18 protein-coding genes are annotated in these 20900 nt (G+C 46.2%); all 18 read right to left on the bottom strand.

The genetic code is table 11. The features are described 5' to 3' along the window. Positions 1 to 85: 85 nt before the first annotated feature. The gene (locus C232_RS0100615; RefSeq protein WP_018660144.1) at positions 86 to 679 is read right to left on the bottom strand and encodes a dipicolinate synthase subunit B; all 594 of its coding nucleotides are present in this window, start codon (positions 677 to 679) and stop codon (positions 86 to 88) included. Then, entirely contained in the window at positions 679 to 1578 is a 900-nt protein-coding gene (gene dpaA, locus C232_RS0100610; protein WP_018660142.1) for a dipicolinic acid synthetase subunit A, read from the bottom strand. Before dpaA ends, C232_RS0100615 begins: the two co-directional genes overlap by 1 nt. Positions 1579 to 1707: 129 nt before the next feature. Beyond that, positions 1708 to 1953 (bottom strand): YlmC/YmxH family sporulation protein, encoded by a 246-nt coding sequence (locus C232_RS0100605; protein ID WP_018660140.1) that lies wholly within the window; start codon positions 1951 to 1953, stop codon positions 1708 to 1710. 86 nt (positions 1954 to 2039) lie between these two features. Then, complete coding sequence (locus C232_RS0100600; protein WP_018660138.1) at positions 2040 to 3278, bottom strand: M16 family metallopeptidase; 1239 nt, start codon at positions 3276 to 3278, stop codon at positions 2040 to 2042. Positions 3279 to 3336: 58 nt separating this feature from the next. Next, positions 3337 to 4314 (bottom strand): polysaccharide deacetylase family protein, encoded by a 978-nt coding sequence (locus C232_RS0100595; protein ID WP_018660136.1) that lies wholly within the window; start codon positions 4312 to 4314, stop codon positions 3337 to 3339. Positions 4315 to 4423: 109 nt separating this feature from the next. Further along, positions 4424 to 6538: a polyribonucleotide nucleotidyltransferase gene (gene pnp, locus C232_RS0100590; RefSeq protein WP_018660134.1), complete on the bottom strand. Its 2115-nt coding sequence runs from the start codon at positions 6536 to 6538 to the stop codon at positions 4424 to 4426. A gap of 258 nt (positions 6539 to 6796) precedes the next feature. Next, complete coding sequence (rpsO, locus tag C232_RS0100585; RefSeq protein ID WP_018660133.1) at positions 6797 to 7066, bottom strand: 30S ribosomal protein S15; 270 nt, start codon at positions 7064 to 7066, stop codon at positions 6797 to 6799. Positions 7067 to 7192: 126 nt separating this feature from the next. After that, positions 7193 to 8143 carry a riboflavin biosynthesis protein RibF gene (gene ribF / locus C232_RS0100580; RefSeq protein WP_018660132.1) on the bottom strand — a complete coding sequence of 317 codons (951 nt, stop codon included), beginning with the start codon at positions 8141 to 8143 and terminating at the stop codon, positions 7193 to 7195. A 29-nt stretch (positions 8144 to 8172) separates the two neighbouring features. Further along, the gene (gene truB, locus C232_RS0100575) at positions 8173 to 9087 is read right to left on the bottom strand and encodes a tRNA pseudouridine(55) synthase TruB (protein ID WP_018660130.1); all 915 of its coding nucleotides are present in this window, start codon (positions 9085 to 9087) and stop codon (positions 8173 to 8175) included. Between the two features lie 87 nt (positions 9088 to 9174). After that, positions 9175 to 9522, bottom strand: a complete 348-nt coding sequence (gene rbfA / locus C232_RS0100570; protein ID WP_018660128.1) for a 30S ribosome-binding factor RbfA — start codon at positions 9520 to 9522, stop codon at positions 9175 to 9177. A gap of 15 nt (positions 9523 to 9537) precedes the next feature. Next, positions 9538 to 9816: a DUF503 domain-containing protein gene (locus tag C232_RS0100565; RefSeq protein WP_018660126.1), complete on the bottom strand. Its 279-nt coding sequence runs from the start codon at positions 9814 to 9816 to the stop codon at positions 9538 to 9540. Further along, positions 9813 to 12161, bottom strand: a complete 2349-nt coding sequence (gene infB / locus C232_RS0100560) for a translation initiation factor IF-2 (RefSeq protein ID WP_018660124.1) — start codon at positions 12159 to 12161, stop codon at positions 9813 to 9815. The genes C232_RS0100565 and infB overlap by 4 nt, the downstream gene beginning before the upstream one ends. Before the next feature lie 14 nt (positions 12162 to 12175). Then, positions 12176 to 12487, bottom strand: coding sequence for a YlxQ family RNA-binding protein (locus C232_RS0100555; RefSeq protein WP_018660122.1), 312 nt, complete (start codon positions 12485 to 12487; stop codon positions 12176 to 12178). Further along, on the bottom strand, positions 12484 to 12774 hold the full coding sequence (gene rnpM, locus C232_RS0100550; RefSeq protein WP_018660120.1) for an RNase P modulator RnpM: 291 nt from the start codon (positions 12772 to 12774) through the stop codon (positions 12484 to 12486). Before rnpM ends, C232_RS0100555 begins: the two co-directional genes overlap by 4 nt. Positions 12775 to 12786: 12 nt before the next feature. After that, positions 12787 to 13923 carry a transcription termination factor NusA gene (gene nusA / locus C232_RS0100545; RefSeq protein ID WP_018660118.1) on the bottom strand — a complete coding sequence of 379 codons (1137 nt, stop codon included), beginning with the start codon at positions 13921 to 13923 and terminating at the stop codon, positions 12787 to 12789. Between the two features lie 72 nt (positions 13924 to 13995). After that, on the bottom strand, positions 13996 to 14463 hold the full coding sequence (gene rimP, locus C232_RS0100540; protein ID WP_018660116.1) for a ribosome maturation factor RimP: 468 nt from the start codon (positions 14461 to 14463) through the stop codon (positions 13996 to 13998). Between the two features lie 180 nt (positions 14464 to 14643). Beyond that, positions 14644 to 18969: a PolC-type DNA polymerase III gene (locus C232_RS0100535; protein ID WP_018660114.1), complete on the bottom strand. Its 4326-nt coding sequence runs from the start codon at positions 18967 to 18969 to the stop codon at positions 14644 to 14646. A 191-nt stretch (positions 18970 to 19160) separates the two neighbouring features. Further along, positions 19161 to 20867: a proline--tRNA ligase gene (locus C232_RS0100525; RefSeq protein WP_018660110.1), complete on the bottom strand. Its 1707-nt coding sequence runs from the start codon at positions 20865 to 20867 to the stop codon at positions 19161 to 19163. Between the last annotated feature and the right edge of the window lie 33 nt (positions 20868 to 20900).

Genomic DNA, 20900 nt, shown 5'->3' with positions numbered 1-20900 from the left:
TTTCCTTTTACAGTTATATTTTTTTGCATTTCCTTTGTCCTGCTCCATTTGCGGTAAATCCGGATGGGCTTTCCGGCAGCACCGTTCAATCGCGGAACCTTTCGACAATCACAGGCTGGATTTGTTTTCCTTCGAGCGCAAAGGAAACCGTATCAAGCAGGCTGGACATGCGTGCGACCATGGAATTCGGTTTTTTTACCGGATCATCCTGGCCGTAAGGGATAAAGTAAATATTTTTGGTTGCCATCAGCCGCATTAAATTTACGCCATTCAATCCCAACGCGTCATTCGTTGAAATGCCGAGTACAACCGGTTTCAAATTTCTTAAAGTCGCTTTTGCAGCCATGAGCACCGGCGAATCTGTCAGCGCATTTGCCAGTTTGCTCATTGTAAAGCCTGTTAACGGCGCAATGACCATACAGTCAAGCGGCAGGTTCGGACCGAGCGGCTCTGCGTCCACAATCGTATCAATGGCTTTATGGCCGGTCGCTTTTTCAATTTTTTCCACCCATTCTTCGCCTTTTCCAAATCTTGTGTCCGTCGTCTTGACCGTATATGTTATGACGGGTATCACTTCTGCCCCGGCTGCAACCAGTTTTTCAATCTCCGGATAAACTGCCTGGTACGTGCAATGGGAACCTGTAAGTCCAAAGCCGATTCTTTTTCCTTCTACATTCATCATGAAGGCTCCTTTCTATTTAATACATCTTCTTCAATCAGCCGGGCCAGCACATTTCCGAGAATCCGGCCGGCTGTTTTCGGTGCAACAATTCCCGGCAGGCTTGGTGCAAGCAGCGCTTTAATTCCCCGTTTTTCGGCATAGCGGAAATCGGTTCCCCCCGGTTTTGAAGCAATATCGAGTATGAGCGTATGGGTGGGCATTTTTTGGATGACTGCGGCATTTACAATCAATTGCGGGATCGTATTAATACAGATGTCGATGTCTTTTACTTCCTGTTCAAGCTCATTCAGCTGGAAAGGTACAAGCCCCATTTCCGTAATTCTTGCCAAATGTTCACTCTTTCTGGCCCCGACTTTCACATGGGCACCCAAATGGTGGAACGCCCTGGCGATACTCATACCAACTCTTCCCAAACCAAGCACGGCGACATTGGAACCGTGAATCGTAAATTCCGTATGCTGAATCGCCATCATAATCGTTCCTTCCACGGTTGGAATCGAATTATAGATGGCGACATCGTCCCGTTCAAATAATTTGACCAGGCGCCGGTCCATTTTTTTGGCAAGACCGTCTAAGTACGCATTGCTGATGCCGGAATAAATTGTAAAATATGGAGGCGTTTCCAATAGGATGTCTTCTGTTATAACAACCTCCTCGTTTGAAAAAATCAACTCCACTTTTCCCTCTGTGTTTGTGCCCGTAATCGGCAGTATGACACAGTCCATTTCAGCAAAATGAACATCACTAAACTTTTCTTTTGTGACACCGGAATAGACAAAATCCAGCTGTTCAAAACCAATTAATGAAATCTTCGCATCCAGGTCCGCGAGTTTGCGGATCACTTCCAACTGCCGCGCATCCCCGCCGATTATTGCAATTTGCAAACCGGTCAACATGTGTCTCTTCACCTTCTTTTTTCGAATGATGAAAGGGTCATTTCTACACATCTTATGAGCGGGGCAGGCTTTCGGTGAAAAAAGGCAAATAAAAAATGCCGGAAATTCCGGCACTTTTTATTTGCCTTTTTAATAACTGTACTGGTTTTCAGGCACTTCAAGGATAATCATGTCTGTGCCGATGGTCCGGATCCGGTTCCAGGGAACGCGGATTTCATTTCCCTGTTTTTTAAAACGGCGTCCGGCCGGGATAATCAGTGTTTCGACTTTACCTGTTGTTTCATTAATCTCAAGGTCAGTCTGCCCCAATACCCCGAGCCGTTCCGCTTTTTTAAAATCAACCATTTCTTTGCCGCTTAATTCACTGAGACGCAATTTTCTTCCCCTCTTTCCCTTTCAAATGGCGGCGGCCTTATCTGCCTATCTCCATTTTATTTAGAAAGTACGGGATATATGCCGGATCAGGACAGCCCGTTTGGCATTCTGCCGTCCGGGCTGATCAGTGAGGCAGAAAAACGGCCGGAAAAGATTTTCTGTGCACAGTCATTTACTTTCTCTACACTTACTTGATCAATCAGCTCAACAATTTCATCCAAAGAGCGGTGTTTCTTCAAAAGCAGTTCATTTTTCCCATTGCGGCTCATCCGGCTATTCGTACTTTCAAGGCTGAGCATCAGGCTGCCTTTCAACTGCTCTTTGCAATTGCGCACTTCTTTCTCCGTTACCCCTTTTGCCTTCAGCATTTTCAGCGTATCCTGAACAGTATCGAAAAGTTCATCCAGCTGGTCTGCGCCAGTCCCGCCGTAAATCGTCAAAATCCCGCTGTCTTTATAAGAAGTATGGTATGAAAAGACAGAATAGGCAAGCCCGCGCTGTTCGCGGACATTTTGGAAAAGCCGTGATGACATGCTGCCGCCTAAAATATTATTTAAAACGATCAGATCATAAATCCCCGTACTGCCAATTGCCTTGCCTTCATAACCGAGGCAAAGATGCGCCTGCTCGGTTTCTTTTTTGCGGGCAAGATCATTTGTATGGAAGACAGCTGCATTTCCTTTTTCCCCGCCGCTTCCGCCTTCATATGAGCCGAACAGTGCTTCAATATCATGAATAAAGGATTGGCCGACATTTCCCGCAACCGATACAACAACACGGCCGGGCGTATACATATCGTGTACATACTGGTGCAGGTCTTCACTTGTAAAAGAAGCCAAAGTTTCTTCCGTACCCAAAATCGGATAGCCGAGCGGATGGTTCTCATAAATGGCCTTGCCAAGCAGATCGTGGACAATATCATCCGGTGTATCTTCATACATTTTGATTTCTTCATTTACGACATTTTTCTCGCGTGCCATTTCATCTTCTGAAAAAGTTGAATGAAAGAACATATCCGAAAGCAGGTCAAGGGCGATCGGCGCGTGGGTATCAAGCACTTTCGCGTAAAAGCAGGTGTATTCTCTTGATGTAAAAGCATTCACCTGGCCGCCGATCGAGTCAAAAGACTCGGCGATATCCCTGGCGCTTCTTTTTTCCGTCCCTTTAAAAAACATATGCTCCAAAAAATGGGAGATCCCATTGTTTTTTTCATTTTCATTTCTTGAGCCGATACCGATCCAGATGCCGATTGCAACAGAACGAACGGTTGGAATTTCTTCCAGCACGATTCTCAAGCCATTTTTGCAAGTGTATTTTTGAATCATGTTTGTACCTCCTTGTGCGTTTCATACCCTAAAAAGTTGCTGCACGATGCAGTGATCTCTACTCCGGTTCGCTGATGAATTTTCCGTCTTCGTTCTTTACAATTCTTTCTTCATCCAGCAATTTTGAAACGGTGCCGATGCGCAAATTTTTCTTTTTCAATTGGACAATCATGGGCTCTAATGCTTTCGCGGTTGATGCGGTCGGGTGCATTAAAATCATCGAACCGGATTTGGCCCCTGACATGACACGGTGCACAATCACATCCGGTGCCGGTTTTTGCCAGTCAATCGTATCCACCGTCCACATGATCGTCCCCATTTTCATGGATTTTGCAATTTCTACCACCTCGTCCCGGTAACTTCCGCTCGGAGGGGCAAACCATTTAACTTTTTCGCCTGTTTCCGCTTTGATAACACGGTTTGTCTGTTCCAATTGTTTTCTGATTTGGGCGGCAGACAACCGTTTTAAATCGGGGTGGGTGTAGGAATGGTTTCCGATTTCATTGCCTCCGCCGGCAATCAGCTTGACGAGCTCCGGGTTTTCCTTTGCCCAGCGCCCTTCTAAAAAAAAGGTCGCATGGACATTATGCTTTTTTAAAGTTTTTAGCATAGCCGGCAAATATTCATTTCCCCATGCCACATTGATCAAAAACCCGACCATCGGTTTATCCGGGTTTCCCGTATACACAGGGGCGGCTTTTAAGTCCTCTAAATGGATATCCGGAGGGACTTGTTTAAATACTAATTTACGTTCATCATAACGGCCGTCTTTTTTCATTTTCTGATAAGACGCCCTTTTATCCACCTGCACCCCGTTGTAACCGGGTATGGCTTTCCAAACCGGGTCAATTTTTGCATCCTGGGGAGGGCGGTTATATTGCTTTGCCGCTTGTTCAATGTTGGTGTACAGATTGTTTTGCTCAGCCGCAACTGCTGAACGTTTGCTTATGTAATGGTCTGTCAGCGGATTTTCCACAAGCAACAATGCTAGAATAGCAATCAGGGCTGCTGCAATCAAGTGTTTTGCTTTGTCCAAGTTATTTTCCCCCCTTCATTTAAAAATATGAATAAAAGGGACAGGCTAGAACAATAGCAGTACATTCAATAAAGGCATAAAAAAAGCCAGGGTGCCCTGACTTTCATCATCATTTATTTTCTTTTTTTTCCCGCTGTTCCTTTAAAACGGCTTTATGCGATAAGTTGATGCGGCCGTGGCTGTCAATTTCCGTTACTTTCACGAGAATTTCATCACCGATATTGACGACATCTTCGACTTTGCGGACGCGTTCCTCGGCCAGTTCGGAAATATGAACAAGCCCGTCTTTGCCATGGAAAATTTCCACAAAAGCGCCGAATTTCTCAATCCGTTTGACTTTGCCAAGGTAAACTTGTCCAACGACAACCTCCCTGACAATGTCTTCGATAATTTTCTTCGCTTTGTTGTTCATTTCTTCATTGGTGGAAGAGATAAACACCGTACCGTCTTGTTCAATATCAATTTTTACGCCTGTTTCATCAATAATCTTATTGATTTGTTTGCCGCTTGGCCCGATCACATCCCGAATCTTATCAGGATTAATCTTCATCGTTAAAATTTTTGGTGCATATCTGGACAAATGGCTGCGGGTCTTGGAAATCGTCCCCATCATATGGTGCAAAATCTGCATTCTGCCTTTTCTGGCCTGCTGCAAAGCCTCTTCCAAAATTTCCCTTGAGAGGCCGTCAATCTTGATATCCATTTGCAGCGCGGTAACACCCTGGGACGTACCTGCAACTTTGAAGTCCATGTCGCCCAAATGGTCTTCCATGCCTTGAATATCCGTCAAAATCGTATAATGTTCGCCTGATTTAACGAGGCCCATTGCAATCCCGGCTACAGGGGCTTTAATTGGAATCCCGGCATCCATCATTGCTAGCGTTGAAGCGCAGATGCTTGCCTGTGATGTTGAACCGTTTGACTCAAGCACCTCCGAAACCAAACGGATGGTATACGGGAATTCTTTTTCATCCGGTACCACCGGTTCCAATGCACGTTCACCGAGCGCGCCATGGCCGATTTCGCGGCGGCCCGGCCCCCGCATCGGCCCTGTTTCCCCGACGCTGAACTGTGGAAAATTATAATGGTGCATAAACCGTTTGGATTCTTCAATGCCCAGTCCGTCTAAAATTTGCACATCGCCTAAAGCCCCCAGTGTACAAATGCTTAGCGCCTGTGTCTGGCCGCGTGTAAACAAACCGGAACCGTGCGTGCGCGGCAGGACCCCTACTTCTGAGGACAGCGGACGGATTTCGTCAATTTTACGGCCGTCCGGGCGGATTTTGTCCACAGTGATCAGTTTACGGACTTCCGTTTTTTCAATATTGTGCAGGATCTGCTTGACCTGCTTGATCGTATCTTCATCGGCTTCTTCTGCTTCAAATTGTTCGATCACGCGGTTACTTACCGCTTTAATCGCGGTATCACGGGCATGTTTTTCATGCACCTGGATGGCCTGGATCATATCTTCACGGCACATGCCGCTGACTTTTCCGGCAAGTTCCTCATCCAGTTCAAACAGTTCGACAGGCATCTTTTCTTTCCCAACTTCAGCCACAATGTTTTCCTGGAATTCAATCAGGCGTTTGATTTCCTGATGGCCAAACATAATGGCTTCAAGCATTACTTCTTCAGGCACTTCTTTGGCCCCTGCTTCCACCATATTGATTGCATCTTTTGTGCCTGCAACCGTCAAGCTAATATCGCTTTTTTCCATTTGCTCAACAGTCGGGTTAATCAGGAATTTGCCATCAATTCTGCCGACAATGACACCTGCAATCGGCCCCTCGAACGGAATATCGGAAGTAGACAGGGCCAATGAAGATCCAAGCATAGCAGCCATTTCCGGCGTGCAGTCCTGGTCTACGCTCATGACGATGCTGATGACCTGCACTTCATTGCGGAACCCGTCAGCAAACAGCGGGCGGATCGGGCGGTCAATTAACCGGCTCGATAAAATGGCTTTTTCACTCGGGCGCCCCTCCCGTTTAATAAAGCCGCCGGGAATTTTACCGACTGCGTATAAACGTTCTTCATAATTCACTGTCAACGGAAAAAAATCTACATTTTTTGGTTCTTTTGAAGCAGTTGCTGTGCTTAAAACGACGGTTTCGCCATAGCGGACAAGCACAGCGCCGTTCGCCTGTTTCGCCAGCTGCCCGATTTCAACTGTCAAAGGGCGCCCTGACCAGTCTAATGTATATATATGTTTGTCTTGTGCCATATATAAAAAAATCTCCTTTCATATTTCTAATATTGTTTCACATTTACAAAAAAGATAAGCATCAGATAGAAGTCCCACAAAAAGCATGGAATCCACATCATCATGCCGGTATGTACATAGCCAGTGCAGACATCGGAAAACCAGCCGTGCGGCGCGTTCTCTTTATCTGTGAAAGGATGAGAAAAAAAGAGAGGAGCAATGCAAGCCAGAACATTGCAAAAAAGCGGGATATATCCCGCTTTTTTACCTTGTATTTGATTATCGGCGCAAGCCCAATCGATTGATGAGTTCACGATAACGTTGCACATCTTTATTGCGCAGGTAAGTCAACAAATTACGGCGCCGCCCTACCATTTTCATTAATCCGCGGCGGGAATGGTGGTCTTTTTTATGGACACGTAAATGGTCATTTAATTTGTTGATTTCTTCAGTCAATACAGCAACTTGCACTTCCGGAGAACCTGTATCGTTCTCATGAATTTTAAATTGGCTGATGATTTCGTTTTTACGTTCTTGAGAAATCGCCATCCTTTTCACCTCCTGAAAAATTCCAATCCCCTATTGCTGAGCAAACGTTGGTGAATCGCTTTGCCAAGCATAGGTTCTCGTACTGTATAAGAATACTACTTTTTGGGGTGAAACACAAGTAGCAGTTCAATTATTTTCAAAGTATGATTCTGCCACTTGTTCATCATGCTTCATTTCGGCAATCAAGTCTTCCACCCGGTTAAATTTCTTTTCATCCCTGATCCTGTCCAGCCAGCGTACCACAACTTCTTCCCCGTATATATCTGATGAGAAATGAAGCAGATACACTTCTGTTGTCCGTTCATACTCATTCGGATTCTTAAATGTTGGATTGTACCCGACGCTGCAAAGGCCGTTATGCCAATGTTTCCCGACTTTCATTTGTACAATGTACACACCGTTTGGAGGCAGGATATACGGTTCCGAAAGCTGGATATTGGCAGTTGGAAATCCAAGCTGCCTCCCTCTTTTTTCACCGTGGACTACAGTTCCTTTCACTTCATAATATCGCCCGAGCAAATTCTTTACGTGACTGACTGCGCCCCGTTTAATCTTCTCTCTGATCAGCGTTGAACTGATCTTTTCATCCGTGTTTTCAACAGCATATTTCCCGATCGCCGTAATTGCAAACCGCTGTTTTGCATATTCCGCCAAATTTTCCATATTTCCCTTGCCGAACTTGCCATATGTATAATCAAAGCCGGCTACTGCATGTTTGATGCCCAATCCAATTAAGTACTGTTCAACAAAGTCCTGCGGCAGCAGGCTGGCGAAGCTGGATGTGAAGCGGACGATGAACAAATAATCGATGCCAAGTGCTTCGATTAGCTTGATTTTATCCTCAAGCGGTGTGATGAGTTCAATGCCTTCTTTGTTATTCCCCAATACAACAGAAGGATGGGGTTCAAACGTCATAACCGCACTTTTCCAACCGTTTTGACCGGCAATCTCTTTTGCAGTCCGGATCACCTTTTGATGGCCGAGGTGTATACCGTCAAAATAGCCCAATGCGATCGCGAACGGAGGAAAATCCCCCGGACAAAAAGCGTGAGGATGATGAACCGTTATTACTTTCAATGCCTCTCACCTTCTTTTGTTTCTCATGTTTAGAAATCATTCCTGATCACTTTTACCGGTTTGATAAGATGAGGTTTTTCGGGATGGACCTGATAAATTGCAATGACCTGTTGTTGGAAGCAAACTGCCTTTTCCCCGTTTTCATTCTCCCATTGCCCATCTTTTTCTAATACGGCGCCATTTCTCACTTTCTCTGCTAATGTACCACTTATTTCCCATTTCGGCAAATGCTCAAGCCCCGCCTCTAAAGGGAAGAGAATTTTGTCTATTGTCTGTTCTTCCAGACGCCTTTCAATTTCCTCAAAGGAAACACATTGTGCTTTTGTAAATCCGCCCGCGGCCGTTCTTGTCAGCTGCGACATATGGGCAGGGTAACCAAGCCTTTCGCCGATCATGACGGCAAGTGTACGGATGTAGGTACCCTTGCTGCAGGCTGCACGGAAACGAAAAGATACGGCCGGCCCTTCAAACACCGTACGGTTATCCAGCAATTCCAGCTTGTAAATTTGCACTTCCCTTGTCGGCCGCTCTACTTCTATTCCCTGCCGCGCATATTCATACAATCGCTTCCCCTTCACTTTTACAGCAGAAAACATGGGAGGCGTTTGCCGGATCCGGCCTGTAAGTGAAGCCAATACTTTCAAAATTTCTTCGCGGCGGATCGGAGGCACCACTTCTTTTATTGCAACAGTTTCCCCTGAGCTGTCCTCGGTTGCCGTCGACCGGCCGATCGTGGCTTCCCCCACGTATTCTTTTCCGGCATTGGTCATGTATTCGGCAATTTTTGTGGCTTTTCCGATGCAAATCGGGAGGACACCTTCGACATCGGGGTCGAGCGTTCCGGTGTGCCCTGCTTTTTTAGTCTTTAAGATTTTCCTGATTTTAAAGACGCAATCATGCGAAGTCATCCCTGCTGGTTTCCATAACGGAAGAATCCCGTCCATCTGCGCCACTTCCTTTCCAATATCAAAACATGAATCCTTATCCTGAAAAAAAGGAAACTGAATGCAGCATCCAGTTTCCTTCACTCCTTACTTTTCGCCGTCATGCAGCTTTTTCAATAATGTATCAATGCGATTGCCATAATCAATCGATTCATCCATTTCAAATAACAGTTCAGGCGTTTTCCGCAAACGGATCCGCTGGCCGACTTCGGAGCGGATAAAACCTTTTGCTTTTTCAAGGGCGGCCAGTGAATTTTTTCTTTGCTCTTCATCGCCAAGAACGGTGATGTACACTTTTGCCTGCTGGAGATCCCCTGTCACCTCAACATCTGTGACCGTCACAAAACCGATGCGGGGATCTTTCAGTTTTCTTCCGATGATATCGCTCAGTTCTTTTTTCATTTGCTCGCCAACCCTGTTCGCACGAAGACTCATCTGTCACACCTCATTTTATAGCCATTCATAGTTTGTCCCGAGACGCTCCCATTCCGGAAATGTGTCAAGGAACTTAATCGCTCTTTGCAATTCTTTTTCGCAAGCGGCCTGGCTCGAAGCGACCGTAACCACTTCGATCACGGTTCGCTGCCAGATGTCCTGGTAAGCCATCTCGCCGGCCGCCACATTATATTTTTGCTTGAGCCGTGTCAGCACCCTTTGCAGGACGGCCCGCTTTTCCTTTAATGAATGGGCGCCGTGAATGTGAAATTCACATTGGACGCTTCCAATCATTTTCTTTCGACTTCTTCCATGATGAACGATTCAATGACGTCGCCCTCTTTAATATCGTTATAATTCTTGATGGTAATCCCGCATTCGTAACCCTGGCTGACTTCCTTCACATCATCTTTAAAACGTTTCAATGTATCAATTTCGCCTTCAAAAATGACAACACCGTCACGAATGATGCGCACGCCGCTGTCACGGGTCACTTTCCCATCTGTAACATAGCCGCCGGCAATCGTACCGATCTTGGATACTTTGAACGTTTGCCGGACTTCAATCTGGCCGATGATTTTTTCTTCAAATTCAGGATCAAGCATCCCTTTCATCGCCGCTTCAATTTCTTCAATCGCTTTATAAATAATGCGGTGCAGGCGGATATCCACCTTTTCTGCTTCCGCAGCCCGTTTTGCATTGACATCCGGGCGGACGTTAAAGCCGATAATAATCGCGTTGGAAGCGGAGGCCAATGTCACGTCGGATTCATTAATCGCGCCAACACCCGTGTGGATCACTTTAATATTAACGCCTTCCACATCAATTTTTTGCAAAGCGCTGGCTAAAGCTTCTACTGAACCCTGAACATCCGCTTTTACGATCACATTCAGTTCTTTCATTTCCCCTTGCTTCATTTGTTCAAACAAAGTGTCAAGGCTGATGTGTGCTGTTTCTTTACGGTGGGCCTGAACAGCCTGCTGGTTCCTTGCTTCCCCGATCTGGCGGGCAGTTTTCTCATCCGCAAAGACAACAAAATGGTCGCCGGCTTCCGGCACATCATTGAGGCCGGTTATTTCCACCGGGGTGGACGGGCCTGCTTCTTTGACGCGGCGGCCAAGATCATTGACCATTGCGCGCACACGGCCAAATGTATGCCCGACTACGATCGGATCACCGACATGCAAAGTTCCGTTTTGAACAAGCAGTGTGGCAACCGGGCCGCGGCCTTTGTCAAGGCGTGCTTCAATGACCGATCCAACAGCCCGCCGATTTGGATTTGCTTTTAATTCCTCTACTTCGCTGACAAGCAGAATCATTTCCAGCAGGTTATCGATCCCTTCACCGGTTAAAGCTGAAATCGGGACAAAAATCGTGTCGCCGCCCCAGTCTTCCGGAACCAGCCCGTATTCGGTCAATTCCTGCATGACTCTTTCAGGGCTTGCAGTCGGTTTGTCAATTTTATTGACGGCCACAATGATGGGCACATTTGCCGCTTTCGCATGGTTAATCGCTTCTACCGTCTGCGGCTTCACGCCATCATCAGCAGCGACAACCAGGATTGTGATGTCGGTTACCTGGGCGCCGCGTGCACGCATTGTAGTGAAAGCAGCATGCCCCGGTGTGTCAAGGAATGTAATTTTCTTGCCATTGACACGCACTTGATAAGCACCGATATGCTGTGTAATGCCGCCTGCCTCACCCGCGGTCACTTTCGTATGGCGGATTGAATCGAGCGTCGTTGTTTTCCCATGGTCAACGTGGCCCATAATGGTTACAACCGGCGGCCGGGCGGTAAGGTCTTCTTCACGGTCTTCCGTAAAGTAAGTTTCCAAATCGGTTTGGTCGACTACGACTTCTTCTTCCACTTCTACCCCATATTCGGAAGCAATCAATTCAATGGCATCTTTATCCAGCTGCTGGTTGATGGTTGCAGCAACGCCAAGCAGGAATAGTTTTTTGATAATTTCGGAAGGCTCGCGGTTTAGTTTCTTTGCAAGTTCTGCCACAGTCAAAGATTCTGTAAACGTAATTTTTTCCGGCAGTTCTTTTTTCTTTTGGACAGGCGGTGTTGTTTGCGGTTTGGCGTTTCTATTTTTTTTGTTTCTCTTTTGCTGGTTATAAGGTTTTGTGTTATTCCGTGTTTGCTTTCTTGCCGGGCCGTTTCCCTGGTTGCGATTCTGGTTTTGATTCCGGTTTTGGTTTTGATTTTGTCCTTGGCTTTGATTCCGGCCTTGGTTTTGATTTTGATTTTGTCCTTGGCTTTGACTCCGGCCCTGGTTTTGATTTTGGCTTTGATTCCGGTTTTGGTTTTGATTTTTGTTCGGGCTTTGGTTTTGATTCTGATTGCCCTTTTGTTTTTGCTTCCCGTCATTTGCATTGCGGTCGCGGTTTGCGGGCTGCGTTTTTGCAGATTTCACCTGTTGTGCCGGATTTTTCTGTGCATTTTGTTTACCCGTATTTTGATTCGGGTTTTGTTTCTTTGCACCGTATAAAGCATCCAGCCTGTTTACAGTTTCCCCATCAATCATTGACATATGATTGGATACCTCTATATTCATTTGTTTTAATTTCGTGATAATTTCTTTACTTGATGTATGATGAGCTTTCGCATATTCATAAATACGTAATTTGCTCATATCGTCACCCCCACCTATGATTCATCGAGTAACTGGGCAAGCTTATGCGCAAAGCCATGATCCGTGACTGCGGCAACAACTCTTGCCTCTTTCCCGATGGCTTTCCCAAGTATTTCCCGTGTTTCTGCCAAATGTACAGGGACATGGTAGAAACGGCATTTATCTGTTATTCTCTTTGACGTATTGGCCGAGGCATCTTTTGACAGGATTACCAGTTTTGCACGCTCTGCGCGGATTTCCTTCATGACTTGCTCTTCGCCTGAAATCACCTTTCCTGCCCGGTATGCCAGTCCGAGTAAAGAAAATGCCCTGTTAGCCATCATCATTTTTGTTTATTCTCCTTTTTTTCGTTTTGAATAAACGCAAGGATTTCGTCATAAAAAGAATCATTTATAGCAGTTTCAAGATGGCTTGCAAGTATGTTTTTTTTCTTTGCCAAAAGGATGGCTGCCTCGTCTTTCGAAAGGTACGCGCCTCTCCCGGATTTCTTTCCTGTTGGATCGATTGAAACTTCTCCTTCTTTGGAACGCACGATCCGCAGCATTTCTTTCTTTGGTTTCATTTCTCCCGTTGCAACGCATTTTCTCATCGGAATTTTCTTTCGTGTCGCCATTATGTCCACTCCTTATTCGATTTCTTCGTTCGTTCCATCGAATGGGCCGCTGCCTTCAGCAGACGCTGTTTCGTCTTGTAAAGGCGCAGTTTCGGCATGCGGGTATATCCCGGCTTCTCTGGCATCGGTTTCGCTCTTGATATCAATTTTCCAGCCGGTAAGCTTAGCGGCCAGCCTTGCGTTTTGGCCGCGTTTGCCGATTGCAAGCGATAACTGGTAATCCGGCACAATCACTGTCGTTGCTTTCGCTTTTTCGTCGACAATCACATCAAGGACTTTTGACGGGCTTAATGCATTGGCAACAAATTCGACAGGATCGTCAGACCATTTGACAATATCAATTTTTTCACCATGGAGTTCATTGACGATCGCCTGGACGCGGACACCTTTAGGGCCGACACATGCCCCGACCGCATCAACATCAGGGTTGTCGGTATAGACGGAAATTTTTGAGCGGTCTCCTGCCTCACGCGCCACAGAACGGATTTCAACAGTGCCGTCATAGATTTCCGGCACTTCAATTTCAAATAATCTTTTCAACAGCCCCGGATGTGTACGGGATACAAAAATTTGCGGTCCCTTTGTTGTTTTTTCCACTTTTGTAATATACACTTTAATCCGGTCATGCGGATGGTATGTTTCGTTCGGCGCCTGTTCACCCGGTGCCAGAAGTGCCTCGACTTTTCCGAGGCTGACATAAGTGAAACGGGCATCTTTGCGCTGGACAATGCCTGTCATAATGTCATCTTCGCGGTCGATGAATTCATTATAAATAATCCCCCGCTCTGCTTCCCTGACACGCTGTGTAACAACTTGTTTGGCTGTTTGCGCAGCGATCCGGCCGAAGTCTTTCGGAGTGACCTCGATTTCAACGACGTCACCCACTTCATAGGAAGGATTTATTTTGTGGGCATCCTCAAGTGAAATTTCAAGCCTTGAGTCGAACACTTCTTCGACTACATCTTTACGGGCAAAAACCCGGATTGTGCCGTTAGCGAGATTTAAATCTGTCCTTACATTTTGCGCTTGGTTAAAATTACGGCGATATGCTGAGACAAGCGCAGCTTCAATCGCTTCAACTAACACATCGCGCGAAATGCCTTTTTCTTTCTCCAACACGGTAAGAGCATCTACTAATTCTGAGCTCATGGAAATTTGATCCCCCTTTAATATTTGAAGCTTTCCTATTGCAGCCGCTTTGCTTCTTTTTCGGCATCCTTTTTAAAATTCGATGGCCAGGCGTGCTTGTGCCACTTTGTCAAACGGTATTTCTTTTTCAACTTTTCTTGTCTTTACTTTTAATTCTAGTGTTAATGTTTCTTTATTAAAAGCAAGGAGCTTCCCTTGAAAAGTTTTTTCTCCGTCAACGGCTTCATATGTTTTAACGAATACCGTTTCCCCGACAGCGCGTTCAAAATCCTGTTCCTTTTTTAAGGGGCGTTCTGCTCCGGGAGAAGAAACTTCAAGAAAATAATTGTGCGGAATCGGGTCAACTTCATCCAGGCGTTCGCCCAGCCGTTCGCTGACAATGCCGCATTCCTCAATGTCAATCCCGCCTTCTTTATCAATATAAATACGGAGAAACCAACTTTTTCCTTCCTTTACGTATTCAATATCAACAAGCTCAAGGCCCATGTCTTGAACGATTGGGGATACAAGTTCTTCCACCACTTCAATGACTTTACTCATGCGTACCTCCTGAAAAAATCCGATTTAAAAATACGAAAGAGCGGGGTTTTGCCCCACTCTTTTACACGAGAGTTTATCAGTAGTATTTCCATAAAAGAATATACCATAACATCCTTAAAAAAGCAAACGAACAAGGCTGTGCCGCTTACAACGGCCTGCTTTCATCCGGACAGCTGCAGCTTAAAACAGCGACAACTGGTTTTGTTCCGGCAGCGACTCGAGACAGCCGTGATTGTCGAGATATTCCATAATCGTTTTTGAGACCTTGCCGCGCTTTTGCAAGTCTTCCTTGGACAGAAATTCACCGTCCTTGCGCGCTTTTACGATATTCAACGCAGCGTTTGTACCCAGTCCCGGAATCGAATTAAACGGCGGGATAAGCGTATCGCCATCAATCACAAACCTGTCCGCTTCTGAACGATACAGATCAATTTTTTGGAAATGGTAGCCGCGCTCGCACATTTCAAGCGCCAGTTCGAGAACCGTCAGCAAACTTTTCTCTTTTGTCGAGGCATCCATTCCTTTGGCATTGATCTCGCCGATTTTCGCTTTGATGGATAAGGAGCCATGAATCATCGCATCCAAATCAAAGTCTTCCGCCCTGACCGTAAAATAGGTTGCATAGTACAAAAGCGGGTGGTACACCTTGAAGTATGCGATTCTGATTGCCATCAAAACATAGGCCGTTGCGTGGGCCTTTGGGAACATATACTTGATTTTTTTGCATGACGCGATGTACCAGTCCGGCACATTCTGCTTGATCATTTCCTCTTCCATTTCCGGCTGGAGCCCTTTCCCTTTCCGGACCGATTCCATAATTTTAAAAGCAAGGGAAGGTTCAAGCCCCTGATAAATCAGATAAACCATAATATCGTCACGGCAGCCGATCACTTCCGGCAGTGTGCAGGTGCCGGTTTGGATCAATTCCTGTGCATTGCCGAGCCATACATCCGTCCCGTGCGACAGTCCCGAAATCTGGACAAGTTCAGAGAAAGTCGTCGGTTTTGTATCTTCAAGCATTTGCCGCACAAATTTCGTGCCGAATTCCGGAATGCCGAGCGTACCGGTTTTGCACATAATCTGTTCTTCCGTCACCCCGAGCGATTCCGGTCCGCTGAATATTTTCATGACTTCAGGATCATCAGTCGGAATCGTTTTCGGATCAATCCCGCTCAAATCCTGCAGCATCCGGATCACGGTCGGATCATCATGGCCAAGAATATCCAGCTTCAAAATATTATCATGGATGGAGTGGAAGTCAAAATGCGTCGTCCGCCATTCTGAACTGTTATCATCAGCCGGAAACTGGATCGGCGTAAAATCATATATATCCATATAATCCGGCACAACAATGATGCCGCCCGGGTGCTGGCCGGTTGTCCGTTTTACACCCGTGCATCCCTGCACAAGGCGGTCCACTTCCGCGCTTCTGATCGTTAAATTATGATCCTGGGCATAACCTTTAACGTAACCATACGCCGTCTTTTCCGCAACCGTGCCGATTGTGCCGGCGCGATAGACGAAATCTTCGCCGAACAGGACCTTTGTATAGGCATGGGCCCGCGGCTGGTAGTCCCCGGAGAAGTTCAAGTCAATATCCGGAACTTTATCCCCTTTAAATCCAAGAAACGTTTCAAACGGAATATCGTGGCCGTCTTTTTTGTATGCCGTGCCGCAATTCGGGCATTTTTTATCAGGCAGGTCAAACCCTGAACCGACTGAGCCATCGTGGAAAAACTCGGAGTGCTTGCAATTCGGGCACACATAATGCGGCGGCAGCGGGTTCACCTCGGTAATTTCCGTCATGGTCGCAACGAGTGATGAACCGACAGACCCCCGTGAACCGACCAGATAGCCGTCATTCAAAGATTTTTTAACCAGCTTATGGGCAATTAAATAAATCACCGCAAATCCGTGGCCGATGATGCTTTTCAATTCTTTTTCAAGCCGGGCTTCGACAATTTCAGGAAGCGGGTCCCCGTATATGCTCTTTGCCATCAGATAACTTTTTTCACGGATTTCTTCTTCTGCGCCTTCAATTTTTGGCGTATACAAATCATCCTTGACCGGCTTGACATCGTCGATTAAATCCGCAATTTTGTTGGTGTTTTCAACCACAATTTCCTTCGCCTTTTCTTCCCCGAGGAAAGAAAAACAATCCAGCATTTCGTTGGTCGTGCGGAAATGAACATCAGGCAGTTCATAACGATTGAGCGGATTGGCGCCGCCCTGTGAACCAACCAGGATTTTCCGGTAAATTTTATCTTCCGGGTTTAAATAATGGACATTGCCTGTTGCCACAACCGGCAAATGCAATTTTTCACCCAGTTTAACAATTTTCGTAATGATTTCTTCAAGTGCTTTTTCATCGCGGATCAGTTCCTTCTCAATCAGCGGTGCATAAACTTCTTTTGGATGTACTTCAAGATAATCATAAAAACGGGCCATTTCCTCGACTTCAGCAGGATCTTTCTGCATCATGCCTTCAAACACTTCGCCCTGGTCGCAGCCGGAGCCAACCAATATGCCTTCACGATATTTTTGCAGCTGCGACCGCGGAATGCGCGGCACCCGGTAATAATACTCGATATGGGAGACAGAAATGAGCTTAAACAGATTCTTCAGGCCTTCCTGTGTTTGCACAAGCAATGTGCAGTGGGACGGCCGCGCCCGTTTAAATGCGCCCCCTTCGCCCATATACCGGTTAAGCTGGTCATGGTACTCAATGTTTTTCTTTCCGGCATCATCCAGCATCTTCAAAAAGATATGGCCGGTGGCTTCCGTATCATAAATCGCACGGTGGTGCTGCGTTAATTCCACGTTGAATTTTTTCGCCAGCGTGTTCAGCCGGTAGTTTTTGAAGTGGGGGTACAAAAATCTCCCCAATTCCAGTGTATCAATAACCGGATTTTTGGATTTCGGCAGCCCGGCCTTCTGAAGCCCAACATTTAAAAAGCTGACATCAAACGAAGCATTGTGGGCAACCAAAATCGCATCTTCAATCCACGTATTGTATTCTTTCAATACTTCCGAGATATCCGGTGCGTCCCTTACCATTTCATCTGTAATGCCAGTCAGCTCAATCGTCGTATTGGATAATGGATGATGCGGGTTGGCAAAGCGTTCAAAGGTGTCAATTACTTCGCCGTTTTTTATTTTCACAGCAGCGAGTTCGATAATCGTGTTATAGACGGCCGACAAACCTGTCGTTTCCACGTCAAAGACGACATAGGTCGCATCGTCGAGAAAAATATGGGCATCATTATATGCAATGGGTACGCCATCATCGACCAGATTGACTTCGAGGCCGAAAATTACCTTTATGCCGTTTTTTTTGCCGGCACTGTATGCTTCCGGGAAACTTTGGGCCACAGCATGGTCGGTTACCGCAATCGCCGGATGCCCCCATTTTTTCGCCTGTGCGACCAGATCGCCCACAGACGAAACAGCATCCATCTGGCTCATCGGCGTATGGAGATGGAGCTCAACCCGTTTTTCATTTTCCGGTGCTGTATCTTTGCGGACATGTGGCCTGACTTCGCAAATATCATTGGCAATCATCACCAAATCGCGTACAAAGGTGTCATTTTGGATGCTGCCGCGTGCCCGCAGCCACATCCCTTTTTTAAAGCGGGCGAACTGTGCGGCATCTTCTTTGTCACGCGAAAACATCTTGACTTGAATCGAACTTGTATAATCGGTGATTTTCAAGGTCAACAGTGTACGGCCGCTGCGCAATTCCCTTGTTTCGGCGTCAAAAACGCAGCCTTCCACTGTAATGCGCCTTTCTTCATCGATAATCTCTGAAAGGCTTCGGATTTGTTCATCAGGAGGAATTCTCAGCCCGATCAAAAGCGGCCCCCGGGCTTCAGGCGCATCGTCTGCATGTACTTCGGACTGGCTCTTTTGCATTTCGATCACTGCCTGTTTTGCCCGTTCCTCATCTTCTTTTTGTTTTGCTTCCATAAATTTGGAAAATTCTTCAGAAGTATCCGTTTCTGCCGTTTCCGTTTCAAAGATGAATGGAGGAAAACCTGCACGTTCATAAAAACCGGTGATCATGGCCCCGTATTTTTGTTTCAGCATCCTGACTTCTGTATCATTGCGGCCGGTAACCATCAGCTTGTTTCCGTTTATTTTCGGAACCTGGCCGGCAAGAAGCGAAACCAGCATTGGTGACATGCCTTCAAGTTCCTTCAGGCATGATGTCCAATAATCTGCAACAAGCGCAGGCTGAAAGGACGGGTCCTTCGTTTTAATCGAAAAATCAACATTTGCGATCTGCTGAAAAGCATGGTGTAATTGGGTTGAAAATATCAGATAGGCCTGATGCGGGAGGATTTTCTCCAACAAAAAGTAAAAATGCCAGTGTTTCGACTGCCTTTCAACAACAAGCTTTTCAATTTCCCCGTTTTCAAACCAGCCGTAAATATTGTTATCTGTCAGTTTCAGCTGTTGCATTAAAATTTGAAACCGTTCTTTCTTTTCGGCGGGATTTTCAATCATATTTCCCTCTCCCATCCTGAATAAATGAATGTCTATACTTCATCATAAAAAATAAGCGGCGATAATTCAATGATTCCATTCCGTAAAAATCTTACCAGCGAAAAAATCATCCCGCTTGCTGCATATTCATGTGCGCACAAAACACCAGAAGCACCGGCCATGAAGCCGGTGCCCCTTTTCATCCGCTTGTATTAAGCCAGCTGTGCAAAAATACGAGCGAGCGTATCTGCTAAATCTGCACGGCTGACTTCCAGAACTTCACCGGTTTTTCTGATTTTTACTTCTACAATCCCCTCAGAAGCTTTCTTGCCGACAGTAATCCGGACAGGCAGCCCGATTAAATCTGCATCAGCAAACTTAACGCCCGGCCGTTCTTTCCTGTCATCCAATAAAACAGTATAATTTTTTTGCAGTTCTTCATTCAGCTCCCCGGCCAATGCGGATTGCGTCTTGTCTTTCATATTCACCGGCACCAGGTGGATATGAAATGGCGCAATATTTACAGGCCAGGTCAAGCCTTTTTCATCATTATTCTGTTCACAAATCGCGGTTAATGTACGGGAAACCCCAATGCCGTAACAGCCCATCAGCATCACTTGTTCCCTGCCGTTTTCATCTAAGAAGGCGGCATGCATCGCTTCACTGTATTTTGTGCCCAATTTAAAAATATGGCCGACTTCAATGCCGCGCGCAAAGCGGATCTTTCCCTTTCCGTCCGGAGAAGGGTCTCCCTCCTGAATATTCCGCAAATCTCCGTACACGTCAACACGGTAATCACGGCCCGGGTTGGCATTGATAAAGTGGTAATCCGTTTCATTGGCACCGCAGATTCCGTTAACGACATATTTTACGGCATTGTCGGCGAGAATTTTTATCTCTTCAGGCGCTCCAACCGGCCCAAGTGAACCGGTTTCAGCCCCCATCATTGTTTTGATGACATCCGGGTCGGCCATTTCAATCGTTTCGGCCTCTAAAAGGTGTTTCACTTTAATTTCGTTTACTTCATGATCGCCGCGCACAAGTACAATGACGTACGCCTCGTCCGCCTTAAATACGAGTGTTTTCAGGCATTGGGCAGGATCCGCGTGCAAAAATGCTGCAATTTGGTCTATCGTTTTTTGCCCGGGCGTCGAAACTTTTTCAAGCGGTTTCTCGGCTTCATCGGGTTTCTTTCCCTCCACTTTCACTTCTGCCATTTCAATATTGGCTGCATACCCGGATGAATCGGAATACGCAATCGTGTCTTCCCCGATTTCGGACAATACCATAAACTCCTGCGTATCCTTACCTCCGATTGCGCCTGAGTCGGCTAAAACTGCACGGTAATCCAGGCCGCATCTCGAGAAAATATTGGAATACGCTTTGTACATATCCTGATAAGTTTCATCCAGGCTTTCTTTATCAGCATGGAAAGAATACGCATCCTTCATGACGAATTCGCGTCCTCTTAATAAACCGAAGCGCGGCCTTTTTTCATCGCGGAACTTCGTCTGAATCTGGTACAACGAAACCGGGAGCCGCTTATAAGATTTGATTTCATCACGGATTAAGCTGGTTGTGACTTCTTCATGTGTCGGCCCCAATGCAAAGTCGCGGTCGTGGCGGTCCTTCAGGCGCATTAGTTCGGGCCCGTAAGAATACCAGCGGCCGGACTCCTGCCATAGTTCCGCAGGCTGGAGTGCCGGCATCAGCACCTCGTTTGAACCGATGGCATCCATTTCTTCACGGATAATCGTTTCAATATTATGTAAAACTTTTCGCGCCAGCGGCAAGTATGTATACACACCGCTTGCATTTTGGCGTATGAAACCGGCGCGCAAAAGCAGCTGGTGGCTTTTAATGTCAGCGTCAGCCGGAACATCCCGCAATGTCGGAATAAACAACTTACTTTGTTTCATATTTTTAGCACTCCTATATTCAATTTTAAATGA

The organism is Heyndrickxia acidiproducens DSM 23148, from assembly GCF_000374345.1.
Classification (GTDB): Bacteria; Bacillota; Bacilli; order Bacillales; family Bacillaceae_C; genus Weizmannia; species Weizmannia acidiproducens.
This window is presented reverse-complemented; position numbering and strand designations above follow the sequence as displayed.